The sequence below is a fragment of the Streptomyces sp. NPDC051211 genome (assembly GCF_040689505.1).
In the GTDB taxonomy this organism is placed as follows: domain Bacteria; phylum Actinomycetota; class Actinomycetes; order Streptomycetales; family Streptomycetaceae; genus Streptomyces.
In genome coordinates this window covers 149176-170883 of the sequence record NZ_JBFBAV010000013.1, presented here as the reverse complement: position 1 = coordinate 170883, position 21708 = coordinate 149176, and the positions used below count along the sequence as shown (strand labels likewise).

Here is a 21708-nt window from a genome sequence, read left to right as displayed (position 1 = left end):
CCCCGGCGACCAATAACTTAGGTGAGGCTAACCGAAGGCTGGCCGCAGGGTCAACGTGCGTGCTCAGCTGGGCAAATGCCTCGCTCACGCGTGCGATGAGACACCACTGTACGCCCGCATTTCTTAAGGTAGCCTTACCTAACTATCCGACCATCTCCGGAGGACACGCATGCTCACAGGGGGTCCCACCGGAGGCGATGTCCTCCGGCGCGCGATCGGAGGCCAGCGACGGCGCGTCGTCGGAGCCTCCTTGTTCGGCATGGCACATCAGGGCGGCGAGGCGATGGTTCCCGTCGTCATCGGCGTGGTGATCGACCGGGCGGTCTCCACCGGCGACTCCGGTGCCCTGGTGCGCTGGCTGGTGGTCCTCGCCGCCCTGTTCCTCGTGCTGTCCACCAGCTACCGCATCGGCGCCCGGATCGCCGAACGCGCCGGTGAGGAGGCCGCCCACGGCCTCCGCGTCGAGCTCGGCGCCCGGGTGCTCGACCCGCGCGGCGGCGCCGAGGCCAACCGGCTCCCCGGCGAACTCACCAACATCGCCACCGACGACGCCCGCCGCGTGGGCGGGGCCACCACCATGCTGCCCTTCGGCATCGCGGCCCTCGCCGGCCTCGCGGTCAGCGCCATCGCCCTGCTGCGCATCTCGGTGCCGCTCGGACTGCTGGTCCTGCTCGGCATCCCCCCGCTGCTGTGGCTCGGCCACAAGATCAGCATGCCGCTCGAACAGCGCAGCGAGGTCGAGCAGGACCGGGCCGCGCACGCCTCCGGTGTCGCCGCCGACCTGGTCGCCGGGCTCCGCGTACTCAAGGGAATCGGCGCCGAGTCGGCGGCCGTCTCCCGCTACCGGCGGACCAGCCAGGACTCCCTGTCCGCGGCACTGCGCGCCGCCCGCAGCCGGGCCGGCCACGAAGGCGCCGTCCTCGCCCTCACCGGCCTGTTCATCGCCGGCATCGGCATCGCCGGCGCCTACCTGGCGATGCGCGGCACGATCAGCGTCGGCGACCTGGTCGCGGCGGTGGGCCTCGCCCAGTTCCTGCTCGGCCCCTTCCAGACGCTCGGCTGGGTCAACGCCGAGGTCGCGCAGGGGCGCGCTTCCGCCCGCCGCATCGCCGAAGTCCTCGACGCCCCGCACGCCGTGACGGCCGGCACCACGGCCCTCCCCGACACCGTCGACGGCGGCCTCCGGCTGCGCGGCGTCAGCTTCGGGGCACTGCACGGGATCGACCTGGCCGTCCGCCCCGGCGAACTCCTCGGCATCGTCGCCCGGGATCCGGCGGTCGCCCGCGACCTGCTGCTGTGCCTGGGCCGGGAGGCCGACCCGGCCGAGGGGACCATCGAACTCGACGGGGTGTCACTCACCGCGCTGGACCCGGGCGATGTGCGCGGCGCGGTCCGGGTCGCGCAGCACGACGCCGCCCTGTTCGAAAGCAGCCTGCTCGACAACGTCACGGCGGGAGCCACCGACCCGGCGGGGGCCACAGACCCGGCAGGCTCGGCGACCACGGCAGGCTCGGCGACCACGGCAGACGCAGCGGCCCCGGCAGGGGCAGCAGCCACGATTGGGGCAGCAGCCACGGCAGGGGCAGCAGCCACGGCGGGGGCAACTGCGGCCGGCATCGAGGCCGCGCTGCGCGCCTCCACCGCCGACGACGTCGCCCGCACCCTGCCCGACGGGGTGGACACCCTGCTCGCCGAACGCGGCCGGTCGCTGTCCGGCGGCCAGCGGCAGCGGGTCGCACTCGCCCGCGCCCTCGCCGCCGATCCGCCCGTCCTGGTCCTCCACGATCCGACGACCGCGGTGGACGCGGTCACCGAATCGGTGATCGCCGCCCGGCTGCGGGAGCTGCGCCACGGCCGCACCACCCTGCTGGTCACCACCAGCCCCGCCCTGCTGACCGTCACCGACCGGGTGGTGGTCCTCGACGGCGGCGCCATCGCCGCCGACGGAGTGCACGCCGACCTCGTCGCCGCCGACGAGACCTACCGCACGGCGGTGCTGGCATGACCGCCGGGACCGCCAAGAACACAGCCGGGACGGAAGAGACGATGAGCCCCACCAGCACGGCGGGTCCCACCAGCACGGCGGACCCCGCCGCCCCGGCGAACTCCGCCGACGGCACGGCGAACTGCGCCGACGGCACGCCGTCCGCGGGCCGGGCCCTGCTGCCCGTCGCCACCGGCGCCCAGACCCTAGCCGCACTGCGCGCCATGCTGCGCGGACACCGCCTGCTCGCCGTGTCCGCGGTCGCCGTACTCCTCCTCGGCACCGGCATCGGCCTGCTGACGGCCCCGCTGCTCGGCCGCATCGTGGACCTCGTCGTGCAGCAGAAGGGCCCGGACGCGCTGACCGTCCCGCTGGTCCTGCTGGTCGCGGTCGCCCTCGCCCGGGGTGCCGCCACCGCGGCCGGCAGCGCCCTCGTCGCCCGGCTCGGCGAGACCGTCCTCGCGGCCCTGCGCGAGCGGTTCATCGAACGGGCCCTGCGGCTCCCCCTCGAACGGGTCGAGCGGGCCGGGTCCGGGGACCTGGTCTCCCGGGTCACCGGCGACGTGACGCTCATCGCCCGGTCGGTACGGCAGGCCCTGCCCGAGTTCAGCCGCTCCGTCCTCACCATCGCCCTGACCCTGGCCGGACTCGCCGTGCTGGACTGGCGGTTCCTGCTCGCCGTCCTGCCCGCCGTGCCCGTGCAGATCCTCGCGGTGCGCTGGTACCTGCGCGGTGCCGTCCCCGTGTACGCGGCCCACCGGGTGGCCACGGGTGCCCTCCAGCACCAGCTGCTGGACAGCGTCGGCGGGGCCCGGACCGTACGCGCCTTCCGGCTGAACGGCGAGCACACCGGGCTGATCGAACAGCGGTCCCGGTCGGCGGTCGACCTCGCGCTGCGCGGCATCCACCTGGTCACCGGTTTCTTCTCCCGGCTCAACCTGGCCGAGTTCCTCGGCCTGGGCTCGATCCTGGTGACCGGCTTCTTCCTGGTCGACAACGGCTCCGTCAGCATCGGTACGGCCACCGCCGCCGCGCTGTACTTCCACAGCCTGTTCAACCCGATCAACGCGGCGCTGGTGCTCCTGGACGACGTACAGTCCGCCGGCGCCGGCCTGACCCGCCTGGTCGGGGTGTCGCAACTGCCCGCCGAGGCCGAACCGGAGCGGCCGGCCGAACCGGCGGACGGCTCGGTGACGGTGTCCGCGCTCAGTCACGCGTACGTGGACGGGCACCCGGTGCTGTGGGACGTCGAGCTGACGGTGAAGCCCGGGGAACGGGTGGCGCTGGTCGGCGCCAGCGGCGCCGGCAAGACCACCCTGGCCAAGCTGATCGCCGGAGTGCACCGGCCCTCCGACGGCACCGTCGCCCTCGGCGGGGTCGACGCCCGCGAGCTCGGGCCGGCCGGGCTGCGCCGGGCGGTCACCCTGATCAGCCAGGAGGTCCACGTGTTCGCCGGACCGCTGGCCGAGGACCTGCGGCTGGCCCGCCCGGAGGCCACCGACGAGGAGCTGTACGCGGCGCTGACCGCGGTGGGCGCGCAGGGCTGGGTGGACGCGCTGCCCGAGGGGCCGGCCACGGTGGTCGGGGAGGGCGGCCACCAGCTGACGGTCACCCAGGCCCAGCACCTGGCCCTGGCCCGGCTGGTCCTGGCCGACCCGCCGGTCGCGATCCTCGACGAGGCCACGGCCGATGCGGGCAGTGCGGGGGCGCGCACGCTGGAGGCGGCTGCGTTGCAGGCGCTGGAGGGGCGGACGGGGTTGATGGTGGCGCATCGGCTGCCGCAGGCTGCGACGGCGGATCGGGTGGTCGTCCTGGACGGTGGCCGGATCGTGGAGACCGGCTCCCATGCCGAACTGGTTGCCGCGGGCGGCCGCTACGCGGCCCTCTGGGCCGCCTGGTCCGCCACCCGCCACCCCCAGGACCCCCCGGCCCCCATCCCCAACCAGACCTGAGCCCGGCTCCACTCCCCCGGCCCCTTCCGCCCACCGGCGGGAGGGGCCGCCCCATATCCCCGGGGCCTATATCCCCGGGCCCGGGGCCTGGGGGCCGGGGGGCGGGGGGGCGGGGGCCAGGGGGCGGGGGCCAGGGGGCGGGGCCGCTGCGCGGAGCCTTTCCCCTACCCGCCCCTTCCCGAACTGGGGCTCCGCCCCAGACCTCGCGCCTCAAACGCCGGCGAGGCTGAATTCAGCGCAGGGCACCGGCCCAGCAGGCTGGGTTGCCTCGCAGCGGGCAATTCCAGCCCCGCCGGCGTTTGAGGCGCGGGGGTCCGGGGGCTGGTCCCCGGTGACGGCGCCGCAGGCGGCAGGGGTGGGGCCGTCAGCGGTTGTGGCGCACGGAGATGCGCAGGTTCTCCGATTCGTCGCGGGCGACGAACAGGGCCGCGCCGTCCAGGCCGGTGTGGTCCGGGACCTCGACCCCGGTGGGGAGGACGGTCGGGGCGGTCGCAGGGGTGGTCAGGTTGAGCTGGGCGAAGACGGGGGGACCGTCGGAGTCCACCTCGGCGTAGGCCGTGCCGTCGTCACGCACCGCCCGGACCTCGATCCGCTTCCGGTTCCCGTCCCGCTCCAGACAGACCCCCTGCTTGCGCTCCATGTCGAAGGCGACGGGCCCGGCCGCGAGGAAGCGCCCCGACGGGGACGAGACCACCGTGTGGTCGCGCCAGCCACGGTAGTTGGGGCCCGACGGCTTCTCGGAGTACGCGCACTCCATGCGCGCCAGCAGCCGGCCGGAGTCGACGTCGTGCACCGACCAGGTGGGAGGGGCGCTGTTGCCGTTCTTCCCCTCGTTCTCCCATTGGGCGAGGAAGCGCCCGCCGACCGCTCCGTACACGTCGCCGTTCCAGGTCGCGAAGAGACCGCTCTTCGCGGGCACCCCGCCGGGGCGGACGGAGTCGCTGAACCAGCGTCCCGGCACGCCGAACCCGCCGCCGAGGCCGACCAGGGGTCCGGCGGGACCGGCTGCCATCACCCGGGCGGAGCAGTGGGGTGTCTCGCACTGCGGCAGCAGCTCGTACGGGGCGTCGTAGCGCGTGGCCGATCCCTTCACCAGGTCGACGGAGGCCGCGAAGCGCGGATAGTCCCCGTCTTCTCCGTAGGCGACCAGCAGCCGTCCGCCCTGGGTCTGCACCCGCACTTCACCGGCGTCCGCCCGGACCGGAACGTCGATCTCCCGCAGGGGCTTGACCCCCTGCCCCTTCGCGTCGGCCGGGTAGACCGCGAGGCGCACCACCTCGGTCCCCTCGTGGAGTGCGTCCTTGCCCTTCGTTCCGTGGGCGGCCAGCACGACGAACCGCTGCCCCTCCTGCTCGACGCCGAGGACCTCGGGGATCTCCCCGGCCTTCTTGGCCCCGTCCAGGGGCAGCGGCAGGTCCCAGGTCGCCGAGGTCCACACGGGTTCGCCGCCGGTCGCGGACCTGACCTGGACGCTGTAGCCGGAGGTCTCCGGGTTCAGGAGGGCCACGGCACGGCCACCCGGTACCACCGTCACCGGTGACGTGGCGTTCTCCGGCACCCAGGGGAGCACCTGGTCCCATCCCTTGGCGCCGTCCCAGGCCTCGGGCACGTTGATCGCGGCCACGGGCTTCGCCTTCAGCGGGTTCGCGGCCGCACCGCCCTTGCCGTCCCCCTCCGTGCCCTGCCCGCCGCTGCAGCCGGCCAGCAGCGTGGCCGTCGCCACGGCCGCGGCCGCCGCGGTCCCCGCCCCTCGAATGCGCCTCACCATGGTGGGCTTCCCCCTCGTGCCGTGAAGATCAAATCAGCTGGAGACTAGCAACGCTGACGGACAGTTAGGAAACGGGAGCACGCCGAAGCCCCCGGCCGCCGCGGTGAGCGGCTGCCGGGGGCTTCCGGGGGATCCCGGGGATTCCGGGGTTCCGGGGATTCCGGGCGGGCCGGGGCCCGTCAGGCGGTCAGGACTGCTGGGCCGCGATCAGGCTCGCCGGGCGCAGGTCCGTCCAGTGGGACTCCACGTAGGAGAGGCAGGCGTCCCGGGTGTCCTCGCCGAACACGGTCCGCCAGCCCGCCGGCACCTCGGCGAAGGACGGCCACACCGAGTGCTGGTTCTCGTCGTTGACCAGGACCAGGAAACGGCCCTGCGGGTCCTCGAACGGGTTGGTGGTCATGCGTTCTCACTCCTCATGGACATAACGGTGAACAGCTCCGAGAGCGGCTGTCCGGGGTCGGCCGCCACATGGCGCAGCAGCGCGTGAAGTTCGTCGGCGAGCCGGCGGGCCTTGGCCCGGCCGAGCAGGTCCGTCGCGTGGATCAGCTCGCAGTGCACCGGCCCGTCGCCGCGCGGCTCGTAGAAGCTGAGCGTCAGCTCCGCCTTCGCCGAGCCGGTCGGCACCGCGTGGAAGGAGCCCATGCCCCCTTCCAGCTGCCCGAGGTCCGCCTGCTCATGGTGGATCACCATGACCTGCGGCCCCTCCGCGGGCAGCGCGGTCGCGCGGACGACCGCGTCGAACGGGACGTCCTGCCGGTCCAGGGCGTTGAGCGTGGTCTCCCGCACCCGGCCCAGCAGTTCGGCGAAGGTCGGGTCCCCCGCCGTGTCGGTGCGCAGCACCACGGTGTTGAAGAAGCAGCCGACCAGGTCGGCCAGCTGATCCTCACCGCGGCCGGCGACCATGGTACCGATGGGCAGGTCGGTGCCTGCGCCGTGGGCGGTGAGCAGGGCCGACAGGGCCGAGTGCAGGACCATGAACATGCTGGTGCCGGTCCGCTGGGCGAGCGCGTCCACGTCCGCGTGCAGCTGCTCGTCCAGGACGAAGGAGACGTAGTCGCCGCCCGGGCCGCGGACGGCCGGCGCCTTGGGCCGCGGCCGGTCGGTGGGCAGGGCCAGCAGCTCCGGGATGCCGTCCAGGGTCCGCTGCCAGGAGGCGAGCTGACGCCCGCCCAGGCTGTCGGGGTCGTCGAGGTCGCCGAGGACCCGGTGGGCCCAGTCCGCGTAGTCGGCGTAGCTGACGGGCAGCGGCTCCCACTCGGGGGCTGCGCCCTGCAGCCTGGCCTCGTACGCACCGGTGAGGTCGCGGAAGAGCGGCACCACGGACCATTCGTCCACGGCCAGGTAGTGCGCGGTCAGCAGCAGCGCCTGGGTGCCGTCGGCGCCGGTGAGCAGCCGGGCCCGCAGCGGGGCCTCGCGCCGCAGGTCGGGGTGGAGCGCGGCGAGTTCGGCGAGCCGGGCGTCGAGGTCGGCGCACTGCTCCTGCTCCAGGACCGGGTGCGGGGCGGGCTGCCGGTGCACGGTGCCGTCCCGCTCGGTGAACCTGGTCCGCAGCGGTTCGTGACGGGTGACCACGTCGTCGAGGGCCGCGGCCAGCGCCGCGGGGTCCAGGGCGCCGGGTGAGCGCAGCACCAGGCCGTGGTCGAAGCCGTCCCAGCGCTCGTACGCCGCCCACTGCCGGCGCTGTACGGGTGCCAGCGCGGGCTCTTCGCCGGCCGGGCGGGGGCCCGCCGGGCGCAGGGCCGGGCGGGCGGCGGCCGCACCGTCGAGCTTGGCGGCGAGGCCGGCGACGGTGAGGGCGTCGAAGACGTCGCGGATGCCGAGCTCGACGCCGAACTCGGTGCGGATCCGGCCGAGGAGGCGCATGGAGGCCATCGAGTGGCCGCCCAGGGCGAAGAAGTTGTCGTGGACGCCGACCTCGTCGAGCTTGAGGATCTCGCCGAACAGCTCCGCGAGCCGGGCCTGGGTGGCGTTGGCCGGGCGGGCGTCGCCGGTCATGCCGGTCCAGTCGGGCGCGGGCAGCGCCTTGTGGTCCAGCTTGCCGTTGGGGGTGAGCGGCAGCGGTCCGTCCAGGGGCACGACGAGGGCGGGCACCATGTACTCCGGCAGCTGCCCGGCGACGTGCGCCCGCAGGTCCTGCGGGTCGAGTTCGCCGGCCTCGGGGACGACGTAGCCGACCAGGCGGACGATGTCGCCGTCGCGGTCGGGCACCACCGTGGCCTGGCTGACGGCCGGGTGTCCGGCGAGCGCGGCCTCGATCTCGCCGAGCTCGATGCGGAAGCCGCGGATCTTGACCTGGGTGTCGACCCGGCCGAGGAAGTCCAGGTTGCCGTCGCGGCGCCAGCGCGCGCGGTCCCCGGTGCGGTACATGCGGCTGCCGGGCGGACCGTACGGGTCGGCGACGAACCGCTCGGCGGTGAGCCCGAACCGGCCGAGGTAGCCGCGGGCCAGGCCGCGTCCGGACACGTACAGCTCGCCGACCACGCCGGGCGGGACGGGCGCGAGCCGGTCGTCCAGGACGTAGCAGACCGTGTTGGGGTCGGGGATGCCGATCGGCACCCGGGCGCCGGGCCTCAGCTGCGCGTCGCGGGACGGCCACAGGGTCGAGTTGACGGTGGCCTCGGTCAGTCCGTACGCGCAGATCAGGTCGGCGGTGGCGCCGAACCGCTCGAACAGGTCCGGCGGCACGGTCTCGGTGCCGACCAGGACGGTCGATCCTTCGGGGAGTTCGCAGCCGGCGGGCAGGGCCGAGACCAGGGAAGGCGGCAGGATCATGTGGCTGATCCCGTGCTCGGCCAGGAAGTCGGTCAGGGCCGGTCCGGCGACCCGGGCCTCCTCGGCGATGAGCACCAGCCGTCCGCCGTGGCAGAGGGCCATGGCGAGCTCGAACACGAACACGTCGAAGCCGATGGAGGCGAACTGCAGCACGCTGCTGTCGGCCTCCAGGCCCATCCGGTCGACCGCGGTGGCGACCAGGCTGGAGATGCCCTCGTGCGGGACGACGACGCCCTTGGGCCGGCCGGTGGAGCCGGAGGTGTAGATGACGTACGCCGCCTGGTCGAGGAGCACTTCGGGGGCGGACGGGGCGGACTCGGGGAGCTCCGCGAGGGCGGCGGCGGTGCGGGGCTCGTCGAGGAGCAGCACGGGGACGCCCGCGATGCCGGGGATCTTCCCGGCCACCGGCTCGGTGCCGACCACGAGGGCGGCCCGGGAGTCCTCGATCATGTAGCCGAGCCGGTCCGCGGGGTGGACCAGGTCCAGCGGCAGGAAGGCGGCGCCGAGCTTCAGGGCGGCCAGCACCGTGGCGATCATGTCGGCCGAGCGGGGCACGGCCACGCCGACCACGCTCTCGGGGCCGACGCCGTGTGCGGCCAGCAGCCGGGCGATCCGGTTGGACCGGGCGTCCAGCTCGGCGTAGCTCACCCGGGTCGAGCGGTCGACGACGGCGACCGCGTCGGGCCGCTCGGCGGTGTGCCGGGCGAACAGGGCGGGCAGCGACAGCTCGTCGACCTCGCGGGGGGTGCCGTTGAAGCCCTCCAGGACGAGGCGGCGCTCGTCGCCGACGAGCAGCGGGGCGGCCGACACGGGCCGGTCGGGGGCTTCGGCCAGGCCGGCGACGAGGGCCGCGAGGCGCTCGCCGATCCGCTCGGCGGTCTCGGTGTCGAAGAGTTCGGTGGCGAACTCCAGGCGGCAGACCAGGGAGCCGCCGTCGCCGTCGGCGGCGGTCTGCTCGGTGAAGCTGAACACCAGGTCGAACTTGGCGGAGCGGATCCGGAAGGGCACGTACTCCACGCCCAGGCCGGCCAGGTCCAGTTCGCCCTCGGTGCGGGCGTGGTAGCCGACCATCACCTGGAACAGCGGGTTGCGGGCCAGCGAGCGGGTGGGGTTCAGCTTCTCCACGACGGACTCGAAGGGCACGTCGGCGTGGGAGAAGGCGGCCAGGTCGGTGTCGCGGACCCGGGCCAGCAGCTCGGTGAAGGTGGGGTCGCCGCTGAGGTCGGTGCGCAGGACGAGGGTGTTGACGAAGAAGCCGACGAGGTCGTCGAGGGCTTCGTCGCCGCGCCCGGCGATGGGCGAGCCGAGCGGGATGTCGGTGCCGGCGCCGATGCGGTGGAGCAGGGTGGCGACGGCCGCGTGCACCACCATGAACATGCTGGCGCCGTTCTCCTTCGCCAGCCGCTTCAGGCCCTGGTAGGCCGCGCCGTCGAACTCGACGTCGAGTTCGGCTCCGGTGAAGGCCGGGCGGGCCGGGCGGGGCCGGTCGGTGGGCAGCTCCAGTTCCTCGGGCGCGCCGTCCAGGGTCCGGTGCCAGTAGTCCAGCTGCCGGGCGGCCAGGCTCTGCGCGTCGGCCGGGTCGCCGAGCAGCTTCTGCTGCCACAGCGCGTAGTCGGCGTACTGGACCGGCAGCGGCTCCCAGTGCGGGGCCGTGCCGGACCGGCGGGCGGCGTAGGCGGCGGCCAGGTCGCCGAGGAAGGGGCGGTCCGACCATTCGTCGGTGGTGATGTGGTGCAGGAGGATCACGACGACGTGCTCCTCGGGTGCCACCTCGATGACGGTGGCGCGCAGCGGGAGTTCGGCGGCGAGGTCGAAGGGCCGGTTGATGGCCGCGTCGACCAGGGCCTGGACCTCGTCCTCGGTGGCGCGCAGGTGCTCCACCGGCGGGTGGGCCTGCCCGGCGGGCAGCACCCGCTGGTACGCCTGGCCGTCGCGCTCGGCGAAGAGCGTGCGCAGGGCCTCGTGGCGGTCCGTCACGTCGGCCAGGGCGGTCCGCCAGGCCTCCGTGTCGAGGGTGCCGTGCAGGCGCATCACCAGCGGGAAGTTGTAGGCGGCCGAGGTGTCCTCGATCTGCTGGATGACCCACAGGCGCTGCTGGGCGTGCGAGAGCGGCAGCTCCTCGGGGCGTTCGCCGGCGGTCAGGGCGGGGCGTCCGCCGGTCTGCGCGCCGGCCGCGCGCTCCACGAGTTCGGCGACGGTCGGGGCCTCGAAGAGGTCGCGGATGGCCAGTTCCGCCGAGAGGGCGGTGCGGGCGCGGCCGATCAGGCGGGTGGCGAGCAGGGAGTGCCCGCCGAGCTCGAAGAAGTCGCTGTCGATGCCGACGCTGCCCTCGGGGAGGCCGAGGACCGAGGCGAACAGCGCGCAGAGGGTCTCCTCCTGCGGGGTGCGGGGGGTCCGGCTGGTGCCGGGGCCGGCGAACTCGGGGGCGGGCAGCGCCTTGGTGTCGAGCTTGCCGTTGACGGTCAGCGGCAGGGTGTCCACGGCCACCAGGGCGGCCGGGACCATGTAGTCGGGCAGGGCGGTCTTGAGGTGCTCGCGCAGGCTCTGCACCAGGGCCTCGCCGCGCTCGGCGGTCTCCTCGGGGACGACGTAGCCGACCAGGCGCTTGCCGCCGGCCTGTTCGTTGACGACGACGGCGGCGTGCGCGACGTCGGGGTGGGCGGACAGGGCGGTGGAGATCTCGCCGAGTTCGATCCGGTAGCCGCGGATCTTGACCTGGTCGTCGGTGCGGCCGAGGAAGTCGATCAGGCCGTCGGGCCGCTGCCGGACGAGGTCGCCGGTGCGGTACATGCGGCTGCCGGGGGCGCCGAACGGGTCGGCGACGAACCGCTCGGCGGTCAGGCCGGGCCGGTCGTGGTAGCCGCGGGCCAGGCCGGTGCCGGCGATGTACAGCTCGCCGGGGCAGCCGGGCGGGACGGGCCGCAGCATGGCGTCGAGGACGTAGCCGCGGGTGTTGCGGATGGGGCGGCCGACGGTGGGGGTGGGGCTGTCGGCGGTGGAGCCGCCGAGGGTGTTGATCGTGTACTCGGTCGGGCCGTACAGGTTGTAGCCGTAGGTGCCCTCGGTGTCGGCGAGGCGGGTCCAGACGGTGTCGGACACGGCCTCGCCGCCGAGCAGGACCAGGGCCGGGCGGTGCTTGCCCGCGGCCTCGTCGTGCTCGAGGAGGCCCTCTTCGATGAGCAGCTGGGCGTAGGTGGGGGTGACGTTGACGACGTCGACGCGGTTGCGGTCGCAGTAGGCGACCAGCGCTTCGGCGTCGCGGCGCAGCTCCTCGTCGCAGACGTGCACCTCGTGGCCCTCGACGAGCCAGAGCAGCTCCTCCCAGGACATGTCGAAGGCGAAGGAGACGGTGTGCGCGATGCGCAGGCGCCGTCCGCCGGCCGAGGCGATGGCCGGATCGAACACCTCCACCTGGTGGTTGAGCTGCATGTTCGTCAGACCGCGGTACGGGGTGACGACGCCCTTGGGCTTGCCGGTGGAGCCGGAGGTGTAGATGACGTACGCGGGGTGCTCCAGCCGGCCGGCCACCGAGTGCGCGAACGCGGGGCGCTCGGCGTCGGTGATCTCGTCGCCGGGGAGGGCGGCGAGTTCGGCGGCGACGGCCGGGGCGTCCAGGGCGATCTCGGGGGCGAGCGGGCCGGTTTCGGCGCGCAGGGTCGGGGCGACCGCGGTGGTGGACAGCAGGCACAGCGGCCCGGTGTCCTCGACCATCAGGCGGAGCCGGTCGGCCGGGTGGTCCAGGTCCAGCGGCAGGTAGGCGGCGCCGGTGCGCAGGACCGCGAACAGGGCGACGACCATCTCGATGGAGCGGGGCAGCGCCAGGGCGACGGTCCGCTCGGGGCCGGCCCCGCGGGCCAGCAGCAGCCGGGCCAGCCGGTTGATCCGGGCGTCCAGTTCGGCGTACGTGAGGGCGGTGTCGCCGAAGACGAGGGCGACGGCGTCCGGGGTACGGGCGACCTGCGCGGCGAGCATGTCGGCGACGGTCTCGTTCGGGACCGGCTCGTTGCTGGCTTCCCAGGCGGAGGTCAGCGCGGCGTGCTCGTCGGGGAGCAGCAGGTCCAGGGTGCCGACCTGGGCGGTGAGGTCGCCCAGGAGGCGCTCCACCAGGGTGCGGTAGCGGTTCAGGGTGGCCGCGGCCTGCTCGTCGTCGATCAGGTCGGGCCGGTACTCCAGCTTGACCTGGACCCGCTCGGCCGGGTTGACGATCAGGGTCAGCGGGTAGTGGGTGGCGTCGACGCTGCCCACTCCGGTGATGCCGTGGCGTTCGGTGAGCTCGCGGAAGGCGCCTTCGTCGGCGAAGTTCTGGAGCACGTACAGGGTGTCGAAGAGGACGCCGTGGCCGCCGGCCCGCTGGAGCTCGGCCAGGCCCAGGTACTCGTGGTCCATCAGGGCCATGCGCTCGGACTGGACCCGGCGCAGCAGCTCGGCGACGGTCTCCTCGGGGCGCAGGGCGATCCGCAGGGGCACCGTGTTGAGGAACATGCCGATGGTCGTGTCGGCGCCGGGCACGTCGGCCGGGCGGCCGGCGACGGTGGCGCCGAACACCACGTCGTGGCGGCCGACGGCGGCCGACAGGACGAGCGCCCAGGCGGCGGACAGCACCGCGTTGATGGTCAGGCCGTGTTCGCGGGCGGAGCCGCGCAGCCGGTCGCTGAGCTCGGCGCCCAGGTCGAGGGAGTGGCGGCGCGGGATGGTCGGCTCGCCGCCGCGGCCGCGGGCGACCAGGGTGGGCTCCTCGAGTCCGGCGAGGGCGCGCTGCCAGGTGGCGCGGGCGGCGTCGAAGTCCTGCCCGTCGAGCCAGCTCAGGTAGTCGCGGTAGCTGCCGGGGGTGCGCATCCCGGTGTCGTCGCCGGCCGCCGCGTACAGGGCGAGCAGCTCGTCGAGGAACAGGGACTGGGACCAGCCGTCCCAGGCCACCAGGTGGTGGCTGAGCATGAGGCGGTCGGTGTGCTCGGTGAGCCGGATCAGCTGGAGCCGGAACAGCGGGGGCCGGTCCAGGTCGAAGCGGCGCAGCCGGTCGGCGTCGGCGATCTCGGCGAGCCGGGCCTGCCGCTGCTCCTCGGTGAGGCCGGTCAGGTCGGTCTCGGTCAGCGGGACGGGGATCTCGGCGGCCGGGCCGACGAACTGCACCGGGGAGGTCAGGCCGTCGGAGGTGATGCCGGCGCACAGGCTGGGGTGCCGGGCGAGCAGGGTGGCGCAGGCGGCGCGCAGCCGCTCCAGGTCCAGCCGGACGCCGAAGTCGAAGCAGTCCTGCGCGGTGTAGACGTCCAGGCCGTCGGTGTCGTAGCTGGCGTGGAAGTGGATGCCCTCCTGCAGCGGGGACAGCGGCCAGATGTCGGCGACGGGGACCGGGCTGACCTGTTCGATCCGGTCGATCTCGGCCTGGGTGAGCCGGACCAGCGGCAGGTCGGACGGGGTGAGGGCGCGGGTGGTCGAGCCGGTTCCGGCGGCCTGGGCGATGAGTTCGCGCAGGGCGTCGGCCCAGGCCCGGCCGAGGGCGCGGACGTCTTCCTCGTCGAGCGCCTGTCCGGCGGGCCAGGTCCAGGTGGCCCGCAGTTCGGGGCCGTGCGGGGTGTCCGCGCACACCGCGTTGATCTGGAGCGGGTACGGCATGGCGAGGTCGGCGTCCGGTTCCACGGCCAGCGCGTCGGACTCGGCGGCGGGCGCCCAGTCGACGGTCTGGTCGGCGGGGAGCCGGCCGAAGTAGTTGAACAGCACCTGGGCGGTGGACAGCTGGGCGAACACCGGGGCGAGCTGCGGGTTGAGGTAGCGCAGCATGCCGTAGCCGGCGCCGGAGTCGGGGGCCGAGCGGACGGCCTCCTTGACCAGCTTGAGGGTGTCCAGGGCGGTGTCGGCGGCGGGCAGCCGGACCGGGTGCAGGCCGGTGAACCAGCCCACGGTGCGGGACAGGTCCAGGCCGGTGCCGTCGCGGCCGTGGCGCTCCAGGTCGACCAGCAGGTCGACACCGGCGCCGGCGCCGCGGTCGCCGTGCCGACGGGAGACCGCCAGGCGCAGGGCGGCGAGCAGCACCTCGGTGACGTCGGCGCCGGCGGTGGCCGGGACCGCCGTCAGCAGGGCGCGGGTCTCCTCGGTGGAGAGGGTGACGGTGTGGTCCTGCGCGGATCCGGCGGTGCCGGTGCGGCCGGCGCCCGGGACCAGCTCGGCGCCGGGGGCCAGGGTCTTGGCCCAGTACGGGAGTTCGGCCTGCCGCTGTGGGGAGGTGGCCTGTTCGGCGATCTCCCGGGCGAAGCGGCGCAGCGAGGAGGGTACGGGTTCCAGCTCGGGCCGCTGCCCCTGGGCGACGGCCGCCCAGGCGGCGGCGAGGTCGCCGAGGAGGACGCGCCAGGACACGCCGTCGATCACCAGGTGGTGGACGACGAGCAGCAGCCGGCCGGGCACCCCGGTGCCCGCGTCGAACCAGACGGCCTGGAGCATGGCGCCGGTGTCGGGGTCGAGGCGGCCGGCGGCGGCGTCCGACTCCCGGGTGATCAGGGCGCGCAGGGCGGCCTCGTCGAGTCCGGTGGCGTCGACGCGGTGCAGCAGGGCGGCGGCGTCCACGCTGCCGGCCGGGGTGGTGACGGCGGACCAGAGGGCCGGGATGGCCGGGCCGAGGTCCATCCGGGTCAGGCTCATGCGCAGGCCGTCGTGGTGGTCCAGGACGGCCTGGAGGATCCGGGTCAGGGCGGCGGTGTCGGCGGCCGCGGGCGCCTGGAGCAGCATCGACAGGTTGAACCGGCCGATGGGGCCGCCGTCCTCGCGGAGCTGGTGGACGATGGGCAGCAGGGTGATGTCGCCGACGCCGTCGGTGTCCGCGGCCGGGGCGGCGGGGGTGTCCGCGGCGCCGCCGGTGGCGGCGGCCAGCGCGGCCGGGGTGCGGTGCTCGAAGACCTCGCGGGGGCTGACCTGGAGGCCGGCCTTGCGGGCCCGGCTCGCGACGGACATGGAGAGGATGCTGTCGCCGCCGAGCATGAAGAAGTCCTCGTCGGCGTCGACCGCGTCGAGGCCGAGCACCTCGGCGAAGATCGCGCAGAGCTGCTGCTCGCGGCCCTCGCGGGAGCTGCGGCCGGGCTTGCGGCGGACCGCGGGGGCCGGCAGGGCCTTCAGGTCGGTCTTGCCGCCCGGGGTGAGCGGCAGCGCGTCCAGGGCGACGAAGTGGCTGGGCACCATGGGCGCGGGCAGCTTGGCGGTCAGCCCGGCGCGTACGGCCTCGGTGTCGAGGGTGTCGGCGCTCCGGCCCTGGGCCGGGACCAGGTAGGCCACCAGCTGCTTGACGCCGCGCTCGTCGTCGCGGGCGACGACCACCGCGTCGGTGACGGCCGGCTCGTCCCGCAGTCGGGCTTCGATTTCCCCGAGTTCCACTCGGTTTCCCCTGATCTTGACCTGGTGGTCGGTGCGCCCGAGGTAGGTGAGCACACCGTCCGCGCTGAACTGGACCATGTCTCCGGTGCGGTACATCCGCGCGCCCGGAGTGCCGAACGGATCGGCGACGAACCGCTCCGCGGTGAGCGCGGTGCGTCCGTGGTAGCCGCGGGCGAGCTGGGCGCCCGCGAGGTAGAGCTCGCCCGGCTCGCCCGGGGCCACCGGGCGGAGGTACCGGTCGAGGACGTGCAGCCGGGTGTTCCACACCGGCCGCCCGATGGGCACGGTGGCCGCTTCGGCGGACTCGGTGCCCGCCTCCCAGCTGGTGACCTGGATGACCGCCTCGGTGGGCCCGTACACGTTGTGCAGGGGCACGCCGGTGCGCTCCTGCCAGCGCCGGGCGAGCGGGACGGGCAGGGCCTCGCCGCCGCTGAACGCGCGGCGCAGGCTCGCCCACCAGGGGACGCCGTCCACCTCTTCGGCGAGCAGGGCGGTGTAGAGGGAGGGCACCAGGTCGACGTTGGTGACCTGTTCGGTGCGGATCAGCTCGGCGAGGTAGGCCGGGTCGCGGTGGCCGTCCGGCTTGGCGACGACCACGGTGCCGCCGGTGAGCAGGGGTACGAAGATCTCCTGGACGGAGGGGTCGAAGCTGGTCGAGTACTGGTGCAGCACCCGCTCGCCGGGGCCGAAGCCGAACTCCCGGGCGGTCCAGGCCAGCTGGCCGACGACGGCCTGGTGCGGGACCACCACGCCCTTGGGCAGGCCGGTGGAGCCGGAGGTGTACATCACGTACGCGGCGCCGTCCGGGTCGACGGGTGCGGGCGCGGCGGCTCCGGGAGCGGTCGCGGCCGCTGCCCCGGCCGCCGCCCCGGCGCCGTCGAGGAGGACGGGGGTGACGCCGTCGAGGGCGGGCAGCTTCGCCAGGGAGTCCTCGGTGGCGACGACGGTGCGGGCACCGGAGTCGGTCAGCATGTGGCGGACCCGGTCGGCCGGGTAGTCCACGTCGACGGGCAGGTAGGCGGCGCCTGCCTTGAGGACGCCCAGCAGGGCGACCAGGGTGTCGGCGGAGCGGGGGACGGCGACGGCGACCACGGACTCGGCGGTCACCCCGCCGGCGGCCAGCCGGTGCGCCAGCGCCTGGGCGCGGGCGTCGAGTTCGGCGTACGAGGTCCGGCCGCCCTCGTGGATCAGGGCGACGGCGTCGGGGGTGCGGCGGACCTGCTCCTCGAAGGCGCCGTGGACGGTGCCGGCGGGGACCTCCCGCTCGGCTCCGGCGAGGGCGGCGAGGGTGCTCCGCAGGTCGTCCGGGGACTGCGCGGCGAGCCGGCCGACCGGCAGCTCCGGGTCGGCGGTGACCTGCTCCAGCAGGGACCGGAGCCGGCCGGCGAAGCGGGTGGCGGCGGGGGCGTCGAGCCGGGCCGGGTCGTGGTCCAGCTGGAGCCGGAGGGTCTCGCCGGGCAGCACGGTCAGGGCGAGCGGGTAGTGCACCGAGTCGCGGATCTCGGATCCGAGGATCCGGATCAGGCCCTGCGGGTCGGCCGCGTCGCCGGCCTCGGGCAGGTTCTCCACCACGACGAGCGCGTCGAACAGGTCGCTGCGGCCGACGGCCCGCTGGATCTCGGCGAGGCCCAGGTGCTGGTGGTCCAGCAGGTCGGCCTGGCCGTCCTGGAACCGGGCGAGGACCTCGGCGAGGGGCTGCTCGGGGCGCCAGCTCAGCCGGGCGGGCACGGTGTTGATGAGCAGGCCGACGAGGCTCTCGATGTGCTCCACGGGGGCCTGACGGCCCGACACGGTGGTGCCGAGGACCAGGTCCTGGGCTCCGACGACATCGCCGAGGACCAGGCCGAAGGCGCCCTGCACCACGGTGCCGAGGGTGAGTCCGAGACGCCGGGTCCGGGCGGTCAGCGCCTCGGTGTGCTCGGCGGACAGCTCCAGGGTGATCCGGCCGGTCGCGGCGCCGGCCTGTTCGGCGGCGCGCACGGGCAGTCCGGCGGGGGCGTCGAGTCCGGCGAGGGCGTCCCGCCAGGCCGCGCGGGCCAGCTCGCGGTCGCGGCCGGCCAGCCAGCCGGTGTAGGCGCGGTAGGCCGGGTCGGGCGCGGTGGCCTCGGCGGGGGCGCCGGGCCGGTAGCCGTCCAGGAGTTCCCGCATGACCAGGGAGACGGACCAGCCGTCGACGATGATGTGGTGCATGGTCAGCACCAGCAGGGAGCGCTGCCCGTCGAGGCGGACCAGGGCCGCGCGCATCAGCGGCGGGGCGCCGAGGTCGAAGCCGCGGTCGCGCTCGGCGGCCGCGATCTCCTCGACGGCGGCCTGCTGCCGGGCCGGGTCCTGGCCGGTCAGGTCGGTGAACCGCCAGGGCAGGGCGACGTCGGCGCCGATGACCTGGACGACGGGCCCGTCGGGGTGCTGGCGGAAGGCGGCGCGCAGCAGGGGGTGGCGGTCGAGGAGGCGCTGGACGGCGGCGCGCAGGGCCTCGGGGTCCACGTCGCCGCCGAGTTCGACGGTGTCCTGGACGGCGTAGCCGTCGGCGCCGTCGCGGTCCATGGCGGCGTGGAAGAAGAATCCTTCCTGCAGCGGGGTGGCCGGGACCACGTCCAGCAGCTCGCCGAGGCCGTCGGCGAACGCGGCCCGGTCCGCGGCGGTCAGCGGGACCAGGGAGAACGGCTCGGGCAGCGCGGCGGGGGCCTGCGGCAGGTCCGGGGCGTCGCCGGCGGCGCGGGCGAGGGCGGCGACCGTACGGAGCCGGAACACCTCGCGGGGGCTGATCGCGAAACCGGCCGCCCGGGCGCGGGTGACCAGCTGGATGGCGACGATGCTGTCGCCGCCGAGCTCGAAGAAGCTGTCGTGGACGCCGACCGAGGGCAGCCCGAGGACGTCGGCGAACAGCGCGGCGAGGGTGGCCTCGGCGGGGGTGGTGGGGGCCGCGTCGCCGGTCATCGCGGTCCACTGCGGGTCGGGCAGGGCGCGGGCGTCGAGCTTGCCGTTGGGGGTCAGCGGCAGCGGGCCGTCCATGCGGACCACGGCCGAGGGCACCATGTAGTCGGGCAGGCCCTGGGCGGCCTCGGCGCGGGCGGCGGTGACGGCCGCCTCGGCGCCGGCGGCGTCCAGGGAGGCGTCGGCCACCAGGTAGGCGACGAGCCGCTTGGCGGCGCGCTGGTCCTCGCGGACCAGGACGGCGGCCTGGGCGATGCCCGCGCAGGCCATGAACGCGCTCTCGATCTCGCCGGGTTCGATGCGGTGGCCGCGGATCTTGATCTGGCCGTCGGCGCGGCCGAGGAAGTCGAGGTTGCCCTCGGCGGACCAGCGGACCCGGTCGCCGGTGCGGTACATCCGGCTGCCGGGCTCGCCGAACGGGTCGGCGACGAAGCGCTCGGAGGTCAGTCCGGCGCGGCCCAGGTAGCCGCGGGCCAGGCCGCGCCCGGCGACGTACAGCTCGCCCTCGACGCCGACCGGGACGGGCCGCAGGGCGGAGTCCAGGACGTAGGCACGGGTGTTGGGGTCGGGCTCGCCGATCGGGGCGGGGCCCTGCCAGTCCGCCCGGGCCAGCCACAGGGTGGAGTTGACGCTCGCCTCGGTCAGGCCGTAGGCGACGACGATCTGGAGCCGGTCGGCCCAGCGGGCGATGAGCTCGCTCGGCACCGCCTCGGTGCCGACCACGAGGACCGCGCCCTCGGGCAGTTCGCAGTCCTGCGGCAGGGCCGACACCAGCGAGGGCGGCAGGATCATGTGGGTGGCCCGGTGCGCCGCGATGTAGTCGGTGAGGGCGGGGCCCGCGACCCGGCGCTCGGTGGGGACGATGATGATCCGGCCGCCGACGCACAGGGACATGATCAGGTCCCAGACCGTCACGTCGAAGCCGACGGAGGCGAACTGGACGACCCGGCTGTCCGGGGTGATGCCGATCCGCTCGGTGGCGGTGGCGATCAGGCTGCCGACGCCGTCGTGGGGGACCACGACGCCCTTGGGGCGGCCGGTGGAGCCGGAGGTGTAGATGACGTACGCGGCCCGGTCCAGCGGAATGTCCAGGCCGAGGGCGGACGGGTCCTGCGCGGCGAGGCCGGCGGCGGTCTCCGGGTCGTCGAGGCGGACCAGGCCGAGGCCCGGGAGCTCGGGCAGGCCTTCGGCCTGTTCGCGCGCGGTCACGACGGTGCGGGCACCGGCGTCCTGGAGCATGTAGGCGAGGCGGTCCTGCGGGTGGTCGGAGTCCAGCGGCAGGTAGGCGGCGCCGGTCTTCATCACCGCGAGCAGGGCGGTGACGAGCTCGGGCGAGCGGGGCAGGGCCACGCCGACGACGTCCTCGGCGCCCACGCCGCGGGCGGCGAGCAGGCGGGCGAGCCGGTTGGCGGCGGCGTCCAGCTCCGCGTAGGTCAGCTCCCGGTCCTCGCAGACCAGGGCGACGGCGTCGGGGGTGCGGTGTGCCTGCTGTTCGAAGGCGGCCGGCCAGGTCAGTTCGGGGGACTCGCAGGGCGCGGTCCCGAACTCCTCCAGCAGCCGGGTGCGTTCGGCGGCGGTGGTCAGTTCGATGTGGCCCAGCGGCTGGTCGGGGGCCGCGACGAGGGCGTCGAGGAGGAGTCCGAAGCGGTGCTGGTGTGCGACCAGGGCGTCCTCGTCGCACACGTCCGCGTCGGCGTCGAAGAGGATGCGGGCGGCACCGCGCAGGGATTCGCCGACGGTGATCGCCAGGTCGCTGACCGGGCCCATCCACTGGGGGCGCAGGTCGCAGACGAGGTCGCCGAAGTGCAGCCAGTCGGTGCCGGGCAGGATGTTGACGGTGGGGCCGACGAGTTCGGCGACGCCCTCGACCAGGCCAAGGTCCTTCGCCAGGTCCTCGGCCCGGTAGCGGCCGTGCTCGACGGTCTCGGCGATCCGGGTCCGGACCTCGGCCATCAGCTCCGTGCCGGTCATGCCGGGCCGGACGGCCAGGCGCAGCGGGAGGATGTTGGAGACCATGCCGGGGACGCCGGCGGCCGCGGGGTCCTGCCGGGTGGTGACCGGCAGTCCGAGGACGATGTCCTGCTCGCCGGTGACCCGGTGCAGGTAGGCGGCCACGGCGGCGACGAGCAGACGGGACATGCGGACGCCGGCGGCCGCGGCGGCGTCCCGCAGGCGGGCGGTGTCCGGGGCGGACAGTTCCGTCGTACGGCGGAACCGCCGGGCTATCAGCTTCGGGGCGCGCTCGACGAGGCGGACCGGCTCCGGGCGGTCGGCGAGCCGGTCGAGCCAGTAGGCGCGGTCGGCGGCGTACTGCGCGGAGGCGCGGTAGGCGGTCTCGGAGGCGGCGAGCCGGCCGTGCGACCAGTCGGCCGCGCCGGTGGAGCCGCCGGTGGACTCGCCGCTGGAGCCGCCGGTGGCGTCGCCGCCGGACTCACCGCCGGTGTAGAGCTCGCCGGCCCGGCGGGAGAGCAGGGCGATGCTCACGCCGTCGATGACGATGTGGTGGTAGCACTGGTACCAGAGCACCCGGTCGTCGGCGAGCCGCAGCAGGGTGTGGGAGTACAGCGGGCCGGCCGCGAGGTCGATCGGCCGGGCGCGGTGGGCGCTCATCCAGTCCCAGGCGGCGCTCTCGGGGTCCGCGTCCTCGCGCAGGTCGACGACGGGCATCTCGACGGGGAAGCGGCGGGGCAGCTGGCGGGGGCTGCCGTCCGCGGCCTCCTCGACGACGACGTGCAGGCATTCCGCTTCCTCGACCGCCTGCCGCACGGCGGCGGTCAGGCGGTCGAGGTCGGCGTACCCGCGGAGTTCCAGGGTGAACGAGACGTTGAAGGCCGAGCTGTCCGGCTCGATCTGCTGAGCAAGCCAAATTCCGGATTGCCCACCGGTGACGGGTGTCCCGGCGGCAGAAGTCCGGTCCGACTCGGCGTCAAACATCGTTC

The 21708-nt window shown here is 74.8% G+C and carries 5 protein-coding genes; 2 read left to right on the top strand and 3 right to left on the bottom strand.

The features are described from left to right. Positions 1–169: 169 nt before the first annotated feature. Entirely contained in the window at positions 170–2005 is a 1836-nt protein-coding gene (locus tag AB0447_RS16105) for an ABC transporter ATP-binding protein (protein WP_366477273.1), read from the top strand. 203 nt (positions 2006–2208) lie between these two features. Further along, positions 2209–3936: an ABC transporter ATP-binding protein gene (locus tag AB0447_RS16100; RefSeq protein ID WP_366477296.1), complete on the top strand. Its 1728-nt coding sequence runs from the start codon at positions 2209–2211 to the stop codon at positions 3934–3936. Positions 3937–4300: 364 nt separating this feature from the next. Here the strand turns inward: AB0447_RS16100 and AB0447_RS16095 are convergent, their stop codons facing one another. From AB0447_RS16095 to AB0447_RS16085, 3 genes are all read right to left on the bottom strand, one after another. After that, positions 4301–5704 (bottom strand): hypothetical protein, encoded by a 1404-nt coding sequence (locus tag AB0447_RS16095; RefSeq protein ID WP_366477272.1) that lies wholly within the window; start codon positions 5702–5704, stop codon positions 4301–4303. Positions 5705–5891: 187 nt separating this feature from the next. Then, complete coding sequence (locus AB0447_RS16090; RefSeq protein ID WP_366477271.1) at positions 5892–6104, bottom strand: MbtH family protein; 213 nt, start codon at positions 6102–6104, stop codon at positions 5892–5894. Further along, on the bottom strand, positions 6101–21703 hold the full coding sequence (locus AB0447_RS16085) for an amino acid adenylation domain-containing protein (RefSeq protein WP_366477270.1): 15603 nt from the start codon (positions 21701–21703) through the stop codon (positions 6101–6103). Before AB0447_RS16085 ends, AB0447_RS16090 begins: the two co-directional genes overlap by 4 nt. Between the last annotated feature and the right edge of the window lie 5 nt (positions 21704–21708).

What these genes read in the sequence shown, in the direction of transcription:
- AB0447_RS16105 (WP_366477273.1), top strand. Translation starts at nt 170, where the DNA reads ATGCTCACAGGGGGTCCCACCGGAGGCGATGTCCTCCGGCGCGCGATC.
- AB0447_RS16100 (WP_366477296.1), top strand. Translation starts at nt 2,209, where the DNA reads ATGCTGCGCGGACACCGCCTGCTCGCCGTGTCCGCGGTCGCCGTACTC.
- AB0447_RS16095 (WP_366477272.1), bottom strand. Translation starts at nt 5,704, where the DNA reads ATGGTGAGGCGCATTCGAGGGGCGGGGACCGCGGCGGCCGCGGCCGTG.
- AB0447_RS16090 (WP_366477271.1), bottom strand. Translation starts at nt 6,104, where the DNA reads ATGACCACCAACCCGTTCGAGGACCCGCAGGGCCGTTTCCTGGTCCTG.
- AB0447_RS16085 (WP_366477270.1), bottom strand. Translation starts at nt 21,703, where the DNA reads ATGTTTGACGCCGAGTCGGACCGGACTTCTGCCGCCGGGACACCCGTC.